The sequence below is a fragment of the Ureibacillus sp. FSL K6-0786 genome, from assembly GCF_037965165.1.
GTDB classification, from domain to species: Bacteria; Bacillota; Bacilli; order Bacillales_A; family Planococcaceae; genus Ureibacillus; species Ureibacillus thermosphaericus.
Genome location: NZ_CP150191.1, coordinates 234130 through 252276, shown reverse-complemented (window position 1 = coordinate 252276; position 18147 = coordinate 234130). Strand labels below are relative to the sequence as shown.

Genomic DNA, 18147 nt, shown 5'->3' with positions numbered 1-18147 from the left:
TGTTTTTTTTTGAATAGTGTTAAAATTAGAAAAAATTGCAATCATATGCTTATACAGTTAAAGTGTATAGAGGGAATCTATAAAGGAGAAAGCTTATGCGCAATACAATAGGAATCGATGCAGGAGGCACTTTAACAAAAGTTGCTTACTTGGATGATGAAAATGAATTCCAATTTAAGGTCTTTCCTTCCAAAGATTTAACACTAGTGAAGGAATGGATTGAAGCAAATCCAAACATTGAAGAAATTGGAATTACAGGTGGTCGAACAGAACAGCTATTGGCAAAATTAAAAACAAAAAAATCAATCGATTATGTTGTAGAATTTGATGCAACAATCAAAGGGGTAAAATACTTATTAAAAAAAGAAGGCCATGAAATTCAAAAAAGTATCATAACGAATGTTGGAACAGGCACAAGTATACATTATATGGAAAATGACAAACATGTGCGTGTTGGTGGAACTGGAATTGGCGGAGGTACTTTAACAGGGTTATCAACGATTATTACTGGGCTTTCGGATTTTAATGAAATCACGAAAATTGCAAAGCAAGGTAAAAGGGAATTCATTGATTTATTTGTAAAAGATATTTTTGAAGGGATGAATCCTCCGATAGAAGGCCATTTGACGGCGAGTAATTTTGGAAAAGTCAACATATTAAATCATAACGATTATCCTGTTCCTGATCTATTAGCAACCATTCAAGCGCTAGTTGGTGAAGTCATTACAACTTTAAGCATCCAATATGCAGATACAAAAAATTCTGAAACGATTATATATATTGGATCGACATTGACGAATAATGATCATTTGAAAGAAGTTATTGCAAATTATACGATTTTGAAAAAACACAAGCCAATCTTTTTAAAAGATTGTGGATTTTCAGGAGCGATAGGTGCTCTTTTAAATAAAGTAGAACAAAGAAATATTGCACAATTATAAAAAAGAGCCTGACCAAAAAATGCAAAACTTTTGGTCAGGCTCAAATACATAATGATTGTTTTTTCTTTACTCCTGTAGTGGTCACAATCAATGCCCCGTCTCGTCGCATTTATCTCCGACGAAAGCGTTAGCGAGACGCAAAGGTGTAAAACAGAAAAGTGACTTTTCAGGCATCACACTTTTTTAATTATGGCGAAAATTACATCCCTTTACGAATAGCTTGTCGCGCTAACAGATCAGCTGCTTTATTTTGTTGTTCTGGAATCCATTTTATAAAAAACAAATCAAACTCATCAGCAAGTTTTAAAGCTTCTTCTAAATAGGGTTTAAATTGTTCGTTTTTTACATATTTCTTTTCCATTGAACTCACGACAATTTTCGAATCGGAACGAACGGATACGAATGACGTTCCTAATTTTTTTGCTTCTTCTAGACCTCGAATTAAAGCGATAAATTCCGCAACATGATTGTTTGATTCGCCTATAAATTCTCCAATTTGTATGGAATGTCCTTCTCCCTTTATAAATAAACCGATTCCGCTTGGACCGGGATTTCCGCTACTAGCACCATCAATATAAACTTCTAACATATTGCCCCCAAGAACTTTTTTACTATATTATACCGCAATATATCAAAAGCGTGTAAAAACATTCTAATCTGTTAATGGTTTTCAGTAATGAATCTAGGTGGCCACGAAAATAAAAATTTTTTAAATAAAGTGAGATTTTTTCATGATGAATCTCGTTTTACTAAGTGAAGAAAGAAAGGAGGAATAACATGGATGAGGAAATCCGATACGTTCGACAAATTTTAGCAGGAGATAAAAGAGCTTACATACACATTATTAATCGTTATAAAAATCCTTTGTATGCAACGATTTTACGGATGACAAAAAATCCTCAAACGGCAGAAGATTTGCTCCAAGAAGTATTTTTTAAAGTGTATGAACAATTACCAAAATACAATCCGAAAGGTCCATTTAAAAGTTGGCTCTATCGCATTGCCATTAATTACTGTATCGATCAGCTTCGGAAAAAAAGAATTCAAACGGAACAAATTGAAAATACGATTATACGAAGCAACGATACACCAGAAGTAGTCTTATTACAAAATGAAGAGAGTAGAGAACTGGAGAAAATGGTTTCATTATTGCCGGAAGATGAACGAAACATTTTACTTTTACGTTATGCCAACGAATTGAGTTACGCAGAAATTAGTGAAACATTAGGGGTTTCGATAATAGAGGTACGCAATAAATTGTACCGAGCTAAGAAAAAATTACGAAAAAATGCAAAAGAAGGTGGGTATTTATATGGTGTGTCCGAAAGATGATAAGTTATTCGATTATATTGAAGGCATTTTAGAAGACAATGAAAAAGATCTTATGGAACGTCATATACAGTCTTGCCCTTATTGTGAGCAGCAATTAGAACTGCTATTAAAAGAAAATCAACTATTAGAACAAACACTAAAATCTCCAATATTGCCAGATGATTTTGCCGAAAAGATTGTCGATCAGCTGGAACCGCATAAACGCAAAAAAAATCGACCGTTAAAATGGGTGCTGGGTACGGCAGCAAGCGCACTTCTTGCAGGGGGAGTGTTCATGTCGGTGAGTCCGAGTGTTGCAAAACTTGTAGGTGGAATCTTCTCCAGTGAAACGGTGGATGAAGGATTGCGAATGGCAATTGATACTGACATCGCAACACCTGTTAATCTTTCAGCAACAGATGCAGATATAACGCTGCACATTGAGGACTTGATAGCCGATACGTCGCGAATTGCTTTTTCCTATCGGGTAACCAATCAACAAGGTAAAGTATTAAATCCATTTATTGGAGATGCCGATTTATATTCAATCAAAGTATTAGATGAACATCAAAATGAAGTGGAACTTAATTCAATGAGTTGGGGACTTCATGATGACTATGGGATTTATGAAATATCGTTAGTAAATATCGATAACTTTACAAAAGGAACCGTTCGATTGGACATCCATCATCTTGCAGGGAAAGATGGACAATGGCAAATCGATATACCAATTGATTTGACTTCCGCTTATGAACAGCAAAAAGTTGTAGCGTTGAATGAATCTTACGAAGTTGAAGGAGTTAAAATTCATCTGGATAAAGTCAATTACGCTACTTCTACAACAGACATCTATTATCAATTAGAATATACCGAGGAAGTAAAAGAAAGATTAAAACAGCAATTAAAACAAAAAGAGCTACAATTTAATAATGAAATTGTCCAATTCCTATATTTCCCTTCTATTGGCTATCGAATTGAAAACGGAAAAGGGGTAGTGCTAGGTTATGAAAATATTTATTTCTCAAAAGAACGGGGCCATCCTGTTTCCGAAAATATGTTAAGCGGCATGGGACAATGGGATGGAGAGCCTAGTGAACTTGGTCCTTACAAACAAATTGATTCATTCGTTCCAAATAAAAATGCTGAAGAAGAATTATATTTCGTTGTAGATACAATTTATCGACCAAAAATTAGTGAATTCTCAATTACATTCAATCCAAAAGAATTACCTAAAACCTTTGAATATAACGGATATGAATTAACTATTGATTCTGTGCAAGAAAAAACAGATTATTCATTACAGAAATCATGGATGCCAATACAACGTCAAAAAAGTGTTGAAATACAATTATCAGGATTTGCTTTGCAAAAAGCTCCTAACATAGAAAAATGGGCACTAGAAGATGAAAAAGGAAATAAATATACGATTCACCATGGAGGATCAACTTTAGATGAAACGGATCAGCAAGGTCGATTCAAACGAACATTTGAATTGGTTTCTTCCGAGTTAGAAGAGATTCCTGAAGAAATGACGCTCCATATCATTGCTGAAACGGAAGTCATTCCGTTGAAAAACGAAATACGAATTCCATTATTTAAAAATTGAATGAATCATTTAACGTAGAGGAAATCAATGGTTCGTTAAGCAGTAGTTCACCTTTCGAACTGCTGCTTTTTTAGTGCGCCTGGCATGGGTGTAATCTATAGGGTGTAAGTCCCGAACTGTGAAGGCAGAAGTAACAGTTAGCTTAACGCAAGGGTGTCCGTGGTGACGCGGAATCTGAAGGAAGCGAGCGGCAAACTTCCGGTCTGAGGAACACGAACTTCATATAAGGCTAGGTATCATTGGATGAGTTTGCTAAACAAAACAAAGTCCTTTCTGCCAAAGGTGGTACAGAGTAAATGAAGCAGATAGATGGAAGGAAAGATTACATTCTTACCCGGGGAGGTCTGGCGGATATGTGAAGTACGCTTCATAACCTACTTAGTGATAAGTAGCTGAACCGTCAGAAGTCAGCAGAGGTCATAGTATTAGTTGGTTTAGAACTACTAAGAAGGACCGAACAATTAAGAGAGAATAGCCCTTGGCATTCAGTGAGTCATGATGAACACAGAAAACGTAGTACCTCACTTGAGGAAGGAAGCGGTGAATCCCGTGGGAGACCTCTTGGAGGGTGGAGTGACCACTGGCATAAAGAGAACAGCTATTCACGGAAGTTATAAAGACTTGCGTCAATCATCTTAATTGAACCGCCGTATACGGAACCGTACGTACGGTGGTGTGAGAGGACGGGAGTTAATCGCTCCCTCCTACTCGATTAAAGTTGAAGAATTACTGCACAAACGGTGTTTATCCCCTTTATCATAGACTATCGTAAAGACTTGATTATAAAAAATTGTCGAGCAAAAGGTATATCAACTATTGTTCCAAAAGGACAAGCTCAGAAAATGTCACAATAGACATATTCTCAACCGTTTTACAACATAATAAGCTTGTTTCAACTGGAAGAAATGCGCTTTGACAAATAAAAAATGACGATAGTAAAATATAAAAACTAATAAAGGGGGATTGTGATTTGTGGATAAAAGTGCAGTAATTAAAGATATAGATGAATTAATTGATACTTATTGCATAGATTGTCCCATCAAAAGGGATTTAAGACAAATAAGAGGAAAAGCAGGAGCACACCGGTTTTGCATTGAACAGTGCTCTGTTGGCGAACAATTGCAATTTTTGGGTAACGAATTGCTAAAGATGCAGGAAAAATGATGCAATAGAACTTTAGTACCTTTTTGTATTGAATTTTTGATAAAATAATGATAATATTATCAATGTAATATTAATGCTCACGATATATATATCAAATCAGATGTCTTTACACATGAATTGATATATCTTCTGAGGATTAATATATACACGGTTGGTTACCATAGGTTGAGCAGCTCCCTTAATAGGGGCTGCTTTTTTATATTTTCCGAAACTGAAGCTTTTTACATAACTGCTCGTTTTTAAAAATTAGAATTTATTAATGAAAATGGAGTTAAAGTTCAGTAAACTTAATCTATAACGAAAGATAAAAATGATAGGTGATAGCTGTGAAGACATTAGAAGGAAAAAAAGTGCTCATTACAAGCGGAGGAACCCTTGAAAAATGGGATCGGGTTCGCGGACATACGAATCTTTCAAAAGGCACGATGGGCTGTTTTTTAGCTGAAACAGCTTTTTCTATGGGGGCAGAAGTAGTTTATTTACACGGATACTTTGCGAAGCTTCCGAAACATAAAGAATCCATGCGATTAGTAGGTTTTGAAGGAATTGAAGATTTAGGAAATAAAATAAAACATATTTTGCAAAGTGAAAACATTGATATTGTGATTATGGCAGCGGCTGGTTCTGACTGGGTTGTAGACAAAGTTTACGACCAAAACGGTAATTTAATCACGGAAAATGGAAAAATGTCTTCGGATGAACCACCGATTATTCATTTTAAAAAAGCGCCAAAAATCTTAGGGAAAATTAAAGGTTGGGATCCAAAAACGCTTCTTGTCGGGTTTAAACTTGAAGCAACGGAAGATGTAGACTATTTAATTCAACGTGCAAAATTGCGAATGAAAGAATCGAATGCTGACTTTATGGTGGCAAATAGTTCTCAATCATTGTATGGCGATGTTCAGCATTATATTATTTCTCAAACTGGAGATGTCATTGAAGTTCAAGGCAAAGAACAAACGGCAAGAACTTTATTGGAAATACTGTGCGAAAAAGTATAAAATGGAATTTAAACTGAAAGGCTAGTTTCACTAGTCTTTTCTTATATATAATAGGTAATAATTCAAATTTGTTTTATCGGGATTGGAGGATGGGAAAATGTCTTTACAAAGTGTAAAAGAGCATTTACAAAAATTTAACCGTGACCAAGATATTTTAGAGTTTGAACAAAGCAGTGCAACAGTTGAGCAAGCGGCCATCGCTTTAAACGTCATTCCTGCACGGATCGCCAAAACATTATCATTTAAAGATAAAGATGGAAATGCTTTTCTCGTTGTAGCAGCTGGTGATGCAAAAATTGATAATAAAAAATTTAAATCTACATTTGGCGTTAAGGCGAAAATGTTAAGTGCAGAAGAAGTAGAACATTTTACGGGGCATGTCATTGGGGGAGTATGTCCTTTCGGATTAGCTCATGATTTAGATGTTTATTTAGATGTTTCGTTAAAACGTTTTACAACAGTGTTTCCAGCTTGCGGCAGCATCAATTCAGCAATCGAATTAACTTGCGATGAATTGTTTGAATATTCAAATGCGAAAGAGTGGGTGGATGTCGGAAAAGATTGGAACGAAACATTAACGGACATTAGTGAATTTGCAGCAACAAATGAATTATAGTAGGTGAGAAATATGTATTTACTTGATCATATCGTACATTTTGTGAAAGAGCCGAAAGCCATGGTTGAAAAAACGAAAGAAATTGGCCTTCATACAGTAGAAGGAGGAAAACATGAAATGTGGGGAACCTATAATTCCCTCAGTTATTTCGGCCTTTCTTATATTGAATTCATTGGCGTATTTGATGAAACGTTGCTCGAAAAATCTGCGGAAATTCCATATACATTGCATGAATCTTATAAAAAACGAAACAAAGAAAATGGTTTTACACGAATTGCCATTCGGACAACGACAATTGAAGAAGATGCAAAAAAACTTCGTGACGCAGGCTATGAAGTGATTGGACCTGATTCATTTTCAAGAATACGCCCAGATGGAAGTGTATTAACTTGGAAATTACTGCATTTTGGCAAAAAAGAGTTGCCTTTTGAATATCCATTTCTGATTCAATGGGAAGGGTCAGACGAAGAACGATACAATGATTTAGTGAACAATGGAACAATCCAAAAGCATCCTTTAGGAGACTTAACAATTGATGAAATCTCATTCTCCGTTACAGATTTACAGTGGGCAAAAGAATGGGCAAGTTTATTTGAACATGAAATAGTGGAGAGTACAGACTCATACATAACATTAAAAGCGCCAAATTGTCATTTCAAATTTAATTTAGAGCAAAAGTATGAAATCGTTGAAGTGAAAATTAGCGGTGCGAAAGAAGAAAAGCATGTAACGCTTGAGGACGGGAATTATTTGTTCGTTCGATGAAAATAAAGGGAAACACCTCCTACATGCCGAATTAGGTGGTAGGAGGTTTTTTGTAATGACGAACATTTTTGTGTCAATCATTGTTTTCTTCGTTCTATGTTTTTTTACATTTGGTGTCGTTTTTATGGCACTGTTGATAGGAAATTTCGAATGGATTCCATTCATCATTATTTTTGCAATTTTTCTTTATTTGCTTTTTTTAGCATTTCTATTTCGATATTTCAAAACAAAGAAAAGAATCATTTGGTTTGTCGTTATTTCTTGTGTTGCGATTAGTGCTAGTTCCATTTGGCCGATTTACCAAAAATATGTAGAGAACATTCCAACCGTTTCAGCAGAAGTAAATATTTATGAATACATGCCTTTTGAAGAAAATTCGAAAGTAGTAACTTTAGAAGAAGAAGCAACTCTTCAATTATCCGATTCATTACCAATCATGGATGGTGCAACAGCATTGTATCCGATCTATTCCGCCATTGCACAAGCTACATATCCGAAAAAAGAATACGACCCATATAATAGTGAAGTGATGGTCAATACAACGCCAGAAGCCTACGAAAATTTAATTAATGGTAAAGTGGATATGATTTTTGTCAATGAGCCTTCTCAAAAACAATTGCAGCGAGCAAAAGAAAAGGGAGTCGAACTAAAATTAATACCCATTGGGAAGGAATCGTTTGTATTTTTCGTCAATCAAAAAAATGAAGTTGATGGGTTAACTTTGCAACAAATTAAAGATATTTATTCCGGTAAAATCACTAACTGGAAAGAGCTTGGTGGTAAAAACGAACCTATTCGGGCATATCAACGCCCTGAAGATAGCGGTTCTCAAACGGCGTTGCAGTCATTAATGGGTGATACACCTATTATGGATGCACCAAGAGAAAATGTGGCGAGCGGCATGGGAGAAATCATTAGCGAAGTGGCACAATATCGAAATTTCGAAAACGCAATTGGTTATACGTTTCGATATTATTCACAAGAAATGGTCGGCAATAATCAAATTAAACTATTGGCCATTGACGGAGTTCCTCCGACAAAAGAAACGATTCGAAGTGGCGAATATCCTATAACAGGGGAGTTTTATATTGTTACTGCAGGTACGGAAAATCCAAATGTCGACAAATTAATTGATTGGGTACTATCTCCTCAGGGACAACAACTGATTGAAAAGGTCGGGTATGTGCCTATAAATAATGTGGATGAATGAATAAATAGTATGAAAAAAAGTGGCTGTCATTTTGGACAGAAAAAATCATGATTATGAGGAAGTGAGGCTGTTTGGAAAGTTTCCGACTTTCTAGACAGCCTTTTCTTCATTTTTATGGTGAAATTTTTAGAATGAGAGTTCACAATTCTTTTGAAAGCTCAAGGGCAAATCTTGCTAGATGAATTGTATAATGATGGATAGGATACGAAAAAAATGAATGACTATTATTTGCTCGAGTGTGGCTATTATTTATCAAAGATTGACTATTATAATCTTGATTTTGGCTATTATCGTTATTACAAGGAAATCGTTTATATGTAGTTGGCTATTATGTTCATCAATTTGGTAAATATCCTTGGCCAGTTGACTATTAAATGCTTGAAACTGACTTGAAGCAAATTTTTATGGGTTGGCAATTATGTTCACAAATTTGACTATTATTCATCAGTATGACTATTATTGCCCGAGCTTTGACTATTATCAGCCCCATTTCTAAAAAGTGAATTTATGTAGTAATAATAAAATCCGTCATTAATTAACAAAGCAGACAAAACAAAAACATTATAAAACAAACACTTGTGTAAATAATAACGTTCATAACGAAGAGTAAACTCAATCTGACTAGAAAGAGGAATTAGTATGACAATTACAAAACCATTAACGGATTTAGACATTGCTTATGGTGCAGCATTAAAACCTATTGCAGAAATTGCAGAACAAGTAAACATTCCAGATGATGCACTAGAACAATATGGACGTTATAAAGGAAAAATCGACCCGAAAAAAATTACGGGTGAGCCTTATGGTAAAGTTGTACTTGTGACAGCAACGAATCCAACACCTGCCGGAGAAGGAAAATCAACGGTTACTATTGGACTTGCTGATGCCTTAAAACAATTAAATCAAAAGGTCATGGTAGCTCTTCGCGAACCATCGTTAGGTCCCGTATTCGGCATCAAAGGTGGAGCAACAGGTGGCGGCTATGCACAAGTGCTTCCAATGGAAGAAATTAACTTGCATTTTAATGGAGATTTTCACGCGATTACAACAGCGAATAACTTAATTTCTGCAGTAATTGACAATCATATTCATCAAGGAAATCAACTAAACATCGACCCTAGAAGAATTATTTGGAAACGGGTATTGGACATGAACGACCGAGCACTTAGAAAAGTTATTGTAGGACTAGGAGGTCCAACGCAAGGTGTTCCAAGGGAAGACGGATTTGATATAACAGTTGCCTCTGAAATTATGGCGGTATTTTGTTTAGCAACAAGTATGGAGGATTTGAAAGAACGATTATCCAAGATGTTAATTGGTTACACTTATGATCGTCACCCAGTCTTTGTGCGGGACCTAGGAATTGAGGGGGCATTAACATTAATTTTAAAAGAAGCGTTCAAACCGAACATTGTACAGTCTATTGAAGGAACTCCTGCTCTTGTTCACGGTGGACCTTTTGCGAATATTGCTCATGGATGTAATTCCCTGATTGCTACGCAAACCGCACGGAAATTAGCGGACATCGTCGTGACAGAAGCTGGTTTTGGTGCGGATTTAGGTGCTGAAAAATTTTTGAACATTAAAGCAAGAAAAGGTGAATTCCATCCGGATGCAGTCGTAATTGTGACAACGATTCGCGCATTAAAAATGCATGGCGGAGCAGAAAAAAGCGAGTTAGCGAAAGAAAATATTGAAGCTCTCAGCAACGGAATCCCAAATTTAGCTCGACATATTGAGACAGTAAGAAATTTCGGAATTGAACCGGTTGTTGCTTTGAATCGATTTATAACGGATACGGAGCAAGAAATTCAAACGCTTCTAAATTGGGCGAAATTAAACAATGTCCGCATCGCTAGAACAAATGTATGGGAAGAAGGCGGGAAAGGTGGAATGGATCTAGCCAAACAAGTATTGGAAGTTTTAGACGAACCGAAACAATTTGCTCCGCTTTACGAATTATCCGATTCCATAGAACAGAAAATTACGACGATTGTCCAAAAAGTATATGGCGGGATTGGAGTAGAATTTTCAAATCAAGCGAAAAAGCAATTGAAACAAATTAAGGAAAACGGTTGGGATCAATTACCAATCTGTATGGCAAAAACACAATATTCATTGTCAGACGATCCAACATTAATAGGTCGCCCAATTGGGTTTACGATTACTGTAAGAGAAATCATTCCAAAATTAGGGGCAGGATTTTTAGTTTGCTTAACGGGCGATATTATGACAATGCCAGGATTGCCCAAAGCACCCGCCGCATTACGTATGGATGTTGATGAAAAAGGGAATGCAATCGGGTTGTTTTAATTGGAAAACGCTTTGCTATTTAGAGATAGCGAAGCGTTTTTTTAGTGCGCCTGGCATGGGTGTAATCTATAGGGTGTAAGTCCCGAACTGTGAAGGCAGAAGTAACAGTTAGCTTAACGCAAGGGTGTCCGTGGTGACGCGGAATCTGAAGGAAGCGAGCGGCAAACTTCCGGTCTGAGGAACACGAACTTCATATAAGGCTAGGTATCATTGGATGAGTTTGCTAAACAAAACAAAGTCCTTTCTGCCAAAGGTGGTACAGAGTAAATGAAGCAGATAGATGGAAGGAAAGATTACATTCTTACCCGGGGAGGTCTGGCGGATATGTGAAGTACGCTTCATAACCTACTTAGTGATAAGTAGCTGAACCGTCAGAAGTCAGCAGAGGTCATAGTATTAGTTGGTTTAGAACTACTAAGAAGGACCGAACAATTAAGAGAGAATAGCCCTTGGCATTCAGTGAGTCATGATGAACACAGAAAACGTAGTACCTCACTTGAGGAAGGAAGCGGTGAATCCCGTGGGAGACCTCTTGGAGGGTGGAGTGACCACTGGCATAAAGAGAACAGCTATTCACGGAAGTTATAAAGACTTGCGTCAATCATCTTAATTGAACCGCCGTATACGGAACCGTACGTACGGTGGTGTGAGAGGACGGGAGTTAATCGCTCCCTCCTACTCGATTAAAACAACAATTTAAGGACGCCAATCATTATATAGACAGGCTGAATGTAAAGTTGAAATCTAAAGAAATCAGTTGAAAACAAAAAGGTTATTCCATATAATTACAAAATGATGAACAATTTGTGAACAATCGATAATGGTATAGCCTATTTAAAAGAAAAATGACATACTATAAAAGATTATTTCAGGTAATATATACACGTAAATTTTTTGGGCGGTAGATTGTGTAACCGATTACACATTAGGAGGTCAAATGTGTAACCGATTACATATTTTTTCATGAAAATGTGTAACCGGTACCACAATGATTCGAAAGGTGATTGTATGGTAACGATTCATGACGTAGCAAAGCGGGCAAATGTATCTGCAGCCACAGTTTCTAGATACATTAATAAGAATGGTTATGTGGGAAAAAAATCTAGAGAAGCAATAGAGCACGCGATTAAAGAATTGAACTTTGTCCCAAACAATGTTGCAAGGACGCTATCCACTAAACAATCCAATATGATTGGACTCATTATTCCGGATATTAAAAACCCATTCTTTCCAGAGCTTGCCCGTGCTGTAGAAGATACCGCCTACAAATATGGATACACTGTTATATTATGTAATTCGGACGAGAATCCTAAAAAAGAACAACATTACTTTAAAGCTCTTACTCAAGAATACGTGGCTGGTGTTATTATCACATCTACTCACTCAGGAAATGGTCAAGAAGCAACTATTCCAATCGTTGCCTTAGACCGGGCTCCGATTATGGACATCCCATCTGTAACGACAAATAATATACTGGGAACAGAAATGGCCGGCCGCTACATGCTAGAGTGTGGTGCTAAAGAGCTGCTTTTTCTAAAAGGTCCTAAGCAACTTATTTCATCCGAACAGCGTTTGAAAGGTTTCTTAAAGGCTGTTGAAGGAAAAAATATAAAAGTACACATAGTTGAAAGTCCCTATGATTTTAAAGTTGCTGAACATATTACATTCCAATTTTTACAAAAACATTCTACTATTGATGGAATATTTGGCAGTAGCGACGTTTCGGCAATTGGAGCGTTAAAAGCTTGTGAAAAATTGAATAGAAGCGTGCCGAATGATATTCAAATCATTGGTTTTGACGGTATACAGTTAGGAAATTATACAACTCCTAGTTTAACAACTGTTGCCCAAAACATATACAAGCTAGGTGAAACTGCAGCAGAATTATTAATTCAACAAATCGAAGGCAAAAGCATAACTGAGAAAAACATTGTCATTAATCCGGAATTAGTTGTGCGAGAGACGACTCGAAAGGGGTTCTTACAATGATCACGGTGATTGGAAGCATAAATATGGATCTTGTAGTGGAAACTGACACTTTCCCGAAACAGGGAGAAACGGTTCAAGGAAAGCTTTTTACGACGATTCCAGGCGGAAAAGGTGCAAATCAAGCTGTTGCAGCGGCTCGACTTGGAAGTCAAGTTCGCATGATTGGTGCAGTAGGAGACGATAGCTTTGGAATAGAGTTATATAAAAAATTAATGAGTGAAAATATTGATGTTTCAGGCATCGTGAAAACAAATAATTCCACTGGAATAGCAAATATCTTGCTACATAATCGTGATAATCGCATTCTTTTTGTTCCAGGAGCGAATTTTGATTTAAATAAAGAAATTATCGATGCCAATATCCAACTGATTCGAGAAAGCAAACTTGTGATGATGCAGTTGGAAATACCAGCAGAAACGATTGAGTACGTATTCACTATCTGTCAAGAGCATGCTATTCCAGTTTTATTAAATCCAGCACCTGCTGCGAATTTCAAAAAAGAATGGATGAATCAAATTACTTATTTAACGCCAAACGAAACGGAATGTGAATTAATCTTTGGTGCTGATTGGGAAACGGTATTAAAAGAGTATCCAAATAAAGTCATTGTTACTTTAGGTAGTGAAGGTGCGGCTTACTATGATGGATCAAAAATTGTAAGAATCCCTGGATTTAAAACAACTGCTGTTGATACAACAGGAGCTGGGGATACGTTTAATGGCGCATTTGCTCATGCGATTTGCAGTGGAAAATCAATTGATGATGCGGTTGAATTTGCAAACATCGCTGCATCCCTTTCAGTTGAAAAGTTTGGCGCACAAGGCGGCATGCCAACTATAGATGAAGTATTAGCTCGCTTGGGAGGACATGAAGTTTGAAAAAACACGGAATTTTAAATAGAGAATTAGCTGGTCGTTTCGCAAAATTAGGGCATACGGATCAAATCGTTATTGCCGACTGTGGTTTACCAATTCCAGATGATGTACCTTGTATAGATTTATCATATAAGTTGGGAGAGCCGAGTTTTCTTACTATGTTAGAAGTTGTACTTGACGATTTAGTCGTAGAAAGCGCCGTTTTAGCAGAAGAAATTAAAACAAAAAACGCAGAGCTTTCGAAAACATTAACAAACACATTACCGAACATTTCGTATGTTTCACATGAGGAATTTAAGCGATTAACGAAAAATGCGAAGTTCATTATTCGCACTGGTGAAACGACGCCTTATGCCAATGTCATTTTGCAATGCGGTGTGATTTTTTAATAGATTTCTTGAAAAAGTAGGTGATTTCATGATTGAAATGACAGGCATTTCGAAAGCCTTCAATGGCAATGTCGTGTTAAAAGATGTTCGGTTTAACCTTAAAGAAGGTGAAATCCATGCACTAATGGGGGAAAATGGTGCTGGAAAGTCGACATTAATGAAAATTTTAAGTGGCATTTATACGAAGGATGCTGGTGAAATTAAAGTAGATGGTCAACCTGTCAACTTTAAATCTCCTAAAGATGCTGAAAAATACGGAATCGTTGTCATACATCAAGAATTAAACATATTACCTGATTTAACTGTTGCTGAAAATTTATTTTTAGGAAAAGAAAAAACATACGGTCCTTTCGGTATTTTAAAAAACCGAGAAATGGATAGAGAAGCTGAGGAGCTATTATCTAAGTTAGGTTTACACGTGAATCCGAAAACTCGTGCTGGAGATTTGTCTGTCGGAAAACAGCAAATCATTGAAATAGCTAAAGCGATCGCCAGTGACGCGAAGTATATCGTGATGGATGAACCAACTGCTGCCTTAACGGATCGGGAAATAAAAACATTATTTGAAACAATTAATGAACTAAAAGCGAAAGGAATTTCGTTTGTATATATTTCTCACCGTATGGAGGAAATTTTCTCCATTTGTGATCGCATTACCATTTTAAGAGATGGACAATATGTGGGGGAACGAAATATCCCTGAAACGAATTTTGATGAAATTGTTGCCATGATGGTAGGAAGGGAATTGGGCGAACGATTCCCCGAAAGACAATGCGATATAGGAGACATCAAACTGGAAGTCCGAAATTTAACGGTGAAAGGTTTGTTTGAAAATATTTCGTTTAACGTACGAAAAGGTGAAGTAGTTGGTGTTGCCGGATTAATGGGAGCTGGAAGAACGGAAGTAGCTGAAACCATTTTCGGTTATCGAAAAGCACATAGTGGTGACATTTTGATTGATGGTAATAAAGTATCCATTAAATCACCGATTGATGCAATGAAACACAAAATTGGATACGTGACGGAAGACCGTAAAACGAAAGGGTTAGTACTGAATTTTTCCATTCAGGAAAATGTAGCGTTGGCGAACTTAAAGAAAGTTTCCACTTCAGGTGTAGTGAAGAAAGAGAAAGAATTATCCCTCGTCAACCAATACATTGAGCAGTTAAAAATTCGGACATCTAGTCCAAAACAAAGTGCCAAATCATTAAGTGGTGGTAATCAACAAAAAGTGGTTCTTGCTAAATGGCTAGGTACGGAACCTGAAGTATTAATATTAGATGAACCGACTCGCGGTGTCGATATCGGTGCAAAAAAAGAAATTTACCAAATCATTAACGATTTAGCACAAGCAGGTGTAGCGATTTTAATGATTTCATCAGAATTGCCAGAAATCATTGGAATGGCTGATCGCGTTCTTGTTATGCATGAAGGAAAATTAACGGGAGAAGTTTCGAAAGAAGAAATGACGCAAGAAAGAATTATGCATTTTGCAACTGGAGGTGAACAAGTTGTCTAAATCGTCGAAAGAAATAATATCAAAATTAGGGCCATTATTTGGTTTAATTCTTTTAATTATTGTCGTTAGTATATTGAATCCTAGTTTTTTAACCATTTCTAATATCTTCAACGTGTTAAGACAAGTATCAATCAGCGCTATTATTGCATTCGGAATGACCTTTGTTATTCTCACAGGTGGTATAGATTTATCTGTAGGATCAACACTAGCATTAACAGGGGCTGTTGCCGCAAGTTTATTAGCTGGTGGGTTTGACCCAATCCTTTCTATGGGAATTGCTTTAATTCTAGGTCTCATCTTAGGTGCAATAAATGGGGTAATTATTACAAAAGGTAAAGTAGCACCATTTATTGCGACATTAGCAACAATGACTGTTTATCGAGGTTTAACGCTTGTTTATACAAACGGTAAGCCAATTTCAGGTTTAGGTGACCATGCTTCATTCCAATTATTTGGTAAAGGATATTTCTTAGGAATTCCGATTCCAGTTATTACGACATTAATCACTTTTGGTATTCTTTATTTTATTTTGCATAAAACAACATTTGGCCGCCGTGTTTATGCGGTTGGTGGAAATGAAGAAGCTGCGAAATTATCAGGTATAAATGCAGACCGAGTGAAAATTGCAGTTTATGCGATTTCTGGTTTCCTTGCTGCATTATCTGCATTAATTTTAACTTCTCGCCTAAATTCTGCTCAACCAACTGCAGGGCAATCTTATGAGTTAGATGCGATTGCTGCGGTTGTGTTAGGCGGTACAAGCTTAAATGGCGGGAAAGGTTGGATTTTTGGTACGTTAATTGGGGCACTTATTATTGGTGTACTCAATAACGGTATGAACCTCATTGGCGTTTCCTCTTTCTGGCAACAAGTCGTGAAAGGGATCGTAATATTATTAGCAGTTTTACTAGATCGAAAAAAATCTGAATAAGGAGTGGTTAAGAATGAAAAAAATGAAACATCTATTCTTTGTTGTCATTGCAATGTTAGTTTTATCTGCATGTTCCATGAATTCATCTGTGGAACAAAATGATGCTGCAGATGAAGGAACAAAAGAAGGAGCAGTAAAAGTTGGTTTCTCCATTTCTACATTAAATAACCCATTCTTCGTTACACTTAGCGAAGGTGCAAAAGCTGTTAGTGAAGAAAATGGTGTAGAGCTTGTGATTGTAGATGCTCAAGATGATGCTTCTAAACAAGCTTCTGACGTAGAAGACTTAATTCAACAAGGAATTGACTTATTGTTAATCAATCCTGTTGACTCTTCAGCGGTAGGTTCTGCAGTAGAATCTGCAAACGCTGCTGGCATCCCAGTTATTACAGTTGACCGTTCTGCAGATAGCGGTGAAGTGATTTCACATATCGCTTCTGATAACGTAGCTGGTGGTAAACTTGCAGGAGAATATTTACTTGAGCTTGCTGGTGAAGGTGCAAAAGTAGCAATGCTTGAAGGTGTTCCAGGATCATCTGCTGCTCGTGACCGTGGTGCAGGTTTCCTTGAAGCTGTAGAAGGTAAAGTAGATCTTGTTTCTAGTCAAACTGCTAATTTCAACCGTAGTGAAGGTTTATCTGTAATGGAAAATATGCTTCAAGCACATCCTGACATTGAAGCAGTATTCGCACAAAACGATGAAATGGCTTTAGGTGCAATTGAAGCAATTTCAGCAGCTGGTAAAGATATTATTGTAATTGGATTTGACGCTACAGATGATGCTGTGAAGAAAGTTGAAGAAGGCGTAATGGCTGCAACTGTTGCGCAAAAACCAGAGGAAATTGGTAAAATTGCTGTAGAAACAGCTATTAAATATTTAAACGGTGAATCTGTAGAAGAATTCGTACCAGTTGACTTAGAATTAGTTACAAAACAATAATCAATAAAAAGGTAGAACTTAGTAGCATGAATTGCTGCAACGTTCTACCTTTGTTTTTTATCGTACTTTATTCCTTTTTTCTTTTCCTTCTACAATGAAGTTATCAAGAGCAAGAAAACGATTGCTTGCAAAAAGTAAATAAGTAGCCATTGCCATCAAAGCTAAATCCAATTCATAACCTTGGAGGAACCCAACAGCAAATTTCACTGTTGCAATGGCTCCTGCCATCAGAAGAATGAATAAAAAAGCAAATAGACGTATGGAAAAACCAATGACAATGAAAATTCCTCCAATGATTTCAAGACCTGTAACACCATATGCAAAAACTTCTGGGAACGGTAAATTGTAGCTGGCAAATCGGTCTGCTACTGCAGTAATTCCTTCCTGCAATTTTGCTAATCCGTGAACGATGAAAATAACTCCTAGAACAATCCGAAGAATAAAACCTCCAAATTCACTTTTTCTCAATCAAATCTCCTTCCAACTGCTTTTTTACTATCATATTATCGCTCGTCCAAACATAGCACCGTTTCATTCAAATTTTATATCGTTTTATTTTTGCCAATAAAACTACTTG

Annotated in this window: 19 protein-coding genes; 17 read left to right on the top strand and 2 right to left on the bottom strand. The window is 36.6% G+C overall.

Features of this window, described 5'->3' with window-relative positions:
- The first annotated feature begins 95 nt into the window (after positions 1–95).
- A complete protein-coding gene (coaW, locus tag NSQ18_RS01265; RefSeq protein WP_016837019.1) occupies positions 96–941 on the top strand; it encodes a type II pantothenate kinase in 846 nt (281 codons plus the stop codon).
- Between the two features lie 199 nt (positions 942–1140).
- On the opposite strand, the gene NSQ18_RS01260 is transcribed toward coaW, so the two are convergent.
- A complete protein-coding gene (locus NSQ18_RS01260; protein WP_016837020.1) occupies positions 1141–1530 on the bottom strand; it encodes a ribonuclease HI family protein in 390 nt (129 codons plus the stop codon).
- 188 nt (positions 1531–1718) lie between these two features.
- Between NSQ18_RS01260 and NSQ18_RS01255 the strand changes: the two genes are divergently transcribed.
- The 16 genes from NSQ18_RS01255 (at position 1719) to rbsB (ending at position 17570) form a co-directional block, all read left to right on the top strand.
- A complete protein-coding gene (locus NSQ18_RS01255; protein WP_096550856.1) occupies positions 1719–2273 on the top strand; it encodes an RNA polymerase sigma factor in 555 nt (184 codons plus the stop codon).
- The gene (locus NSQ18_RS01250) at positions 2254–3858 is read left to right on the top strand and encodes a DUF4179 domain-containing protein (protein WP_339288685.1); all 1605 of its coding nucleotides are present in this window, start codon (positions 2254–2256) and stop codon (positions 3856–3858) included. Before NSQ18_RS01255 ends, NSQ18_RS01250 begins: the two co-directional genes overlap by 20 nt.
- 495 nt (positions 3859–4353) lie before the next feature.
- Positions 4354–4497 carry a hypothetical protein gene (locus NSQ18_RS01245; RefSeq protein ID WP_172597779.1) on the top strand — a complete coding sequence of 48 codons (144 nt, stop codon included), beginning with the start codon at positions 4354–4356 and terminating at the stop codon, positions 4495–4497.
- A 333-nt stretch (positions 4498–4830) separates the two neighbouring features.
- On the top strand, positions 4831–5022 hold the full coding sequence (locus NSQ18_RS01240) for a zinc-finger domain-containing protein (protein ID WP_016837023.1): 192 nt from the start codon (positions 4831–4833) through the stop codon (positions 5020–5022).
- Between the two features lie 326 nt (positions 5023–5348).
- Positions 5349–6023, top strand: a complete 675-nt coding sequence (locus NSQ18_RS01235; RefSeq protein WP_016837024.1) for a phosphopantothenoylcysteine decarboxylase — start codon at positions 5349–5351, stop codon at positions 6021–6023.
- A gap of 97 nt (positions 6024–6120) precedes the next feature.
- On the top strand, positions 6121–6639 hold the full coding sequence (locus NSQ18_RS01230) for a YbaK/EbsC family protein (RefSeq protein WP_339288683.1): 519 nt from the start codon (positions 6121–6123) through the stop codon (positions 6637–6639).
- A 12-nt stretch (positions 6640–6651) separates the two neighbouring features.
- On the top strand, positions 6652–7404 hold the full coding sequence (locus NSQ18_RS01225) for a VOC family protein (protein WP_339288681.1): 753 nt from the start codon (positions 6652–6654) through the stop codon (positions 7402–7404).
- Positions 7405–7459: 55 nt separating this feature from the next.
- Positions 7460–8614: a PstS family phosphate ABC transporter substrate-binding protein gene (locus NSQ18_RS01220; protein WP_339288678.1), complete on the top strand. Its 1155-nt coding sequence runs from the start codon at positions 7460–7462 to the stop codon at positions 8612–8614.
- A gap of 639 nt (positions 8615–9253) precedes the next feature.
- Complete coding sequence (locus tag NSQ18_RS01215; RefSeq protein ID WP_339288677.1) at positions 9254–10927, top strand: formate--tetrahydrofolate ligase; 1674 nt, start codon at positions 9254–9256, stop codon at positions 10925–10927.
- 466 nt (positions 10928–11393) lie between these two features.
- The gene (locus NSQ18_RS01210; RefSeq protein ID WP_172597779.1) at positions 11394–11537 is read left to right on the top strand and encodes a hypothetical protein; all 144 of its coding nucleotides are present in this window, start codon (positions 11394–11396) and stop codon (positions 11535–11537) included.
- 398 nt (positions 11538–11935) lie between these two features.
- Positions 11936–12916, top strand: a complete 981-nt coding sequence (locus NSQ18_RS01205; protein ID WP_026019150.1) for a LacI family DNA-binding transcriptional regulator — start codon at positions 11936–11938, stop codon at positions 12914–12916.
- Entirely contained in the window at positions 12913–13794 is an 882-nt protein-coding gene (rbsK, locus tag NSQ18_RS01200; protein WP_016839422.1) for a ribokinase, read from the top strand. Before NSQ18_RS01205 ends, rbsK begins: the two co-directional genes overlap by 4 nt.
- Positions 13791–14180, top strand: coding sequence for a D-ribose pyranase (gene rbsD, locus NSQ18_RS01195; RefSeq protein ID WP_016839423.1), 390 nt, complete (start codon positions 13791–13793; stop codon positions 14178–14180). Before rbsK ends, rbsD begins: the two co-directional genes overlap by 4 nt.
- A 28-nt stretch (positions 14181–14208) precedes the next feature.
- On the top strand, positions 14209–15699 hold the full coding sequence (locus NSQ18_RS01190) for a sugar ABC transporter ATP-binding protein (RefSeq protein ID WP_168412506.1): 1491 nt from the start codon (positions 14209–14211) through the stop codon (positions 15697–15699).
- A complete protein-coding gene (rbsC, locus tag NSQ18_RS01185) occupies positions 15692–16630 on the top strand; it encodes a ribose ABC transporter permease (protein ID WP_339288674.1) in 939 nt (312 codons plus the stop codon). The genes NSQ18_RS01190 and rbsC overlap by 8 nt, the downstream gene beginning before the upstream one ends.
- 13 nt (positions 16631–16643) lie before the next feature.
- Positions 16644–17570, top strand: coding sequence for a ribose ABC transporter substrate-binding protein RbsB (gene rbsB / locus NSQ18_RS01180; RefSeq protein ID WP_096550864.1), 927 nt, complete (start codon positions 16644–16646; stop codon positions 17568–17570).
- Between the two features lie 57 nt (positions 17571–17627).
- Here the strand turns inward: rbsB and NSQ18_RS01175 are convergent, their stop codons facing one another.
- The gene (locus NSQ18_RS01175; RefSeq protein WP_168412505.1) at positions 17628–18038 is read right to left on the bottom strand and encodes a DoxX family protein; all 411 of its coding nucleotides are present in this window, start codon (positions 18036–18038) and stop codon (positions 17628–17630) included.
- Between the last annotated feature and the right edge of the window lie 109 nt (positions 18039–18147).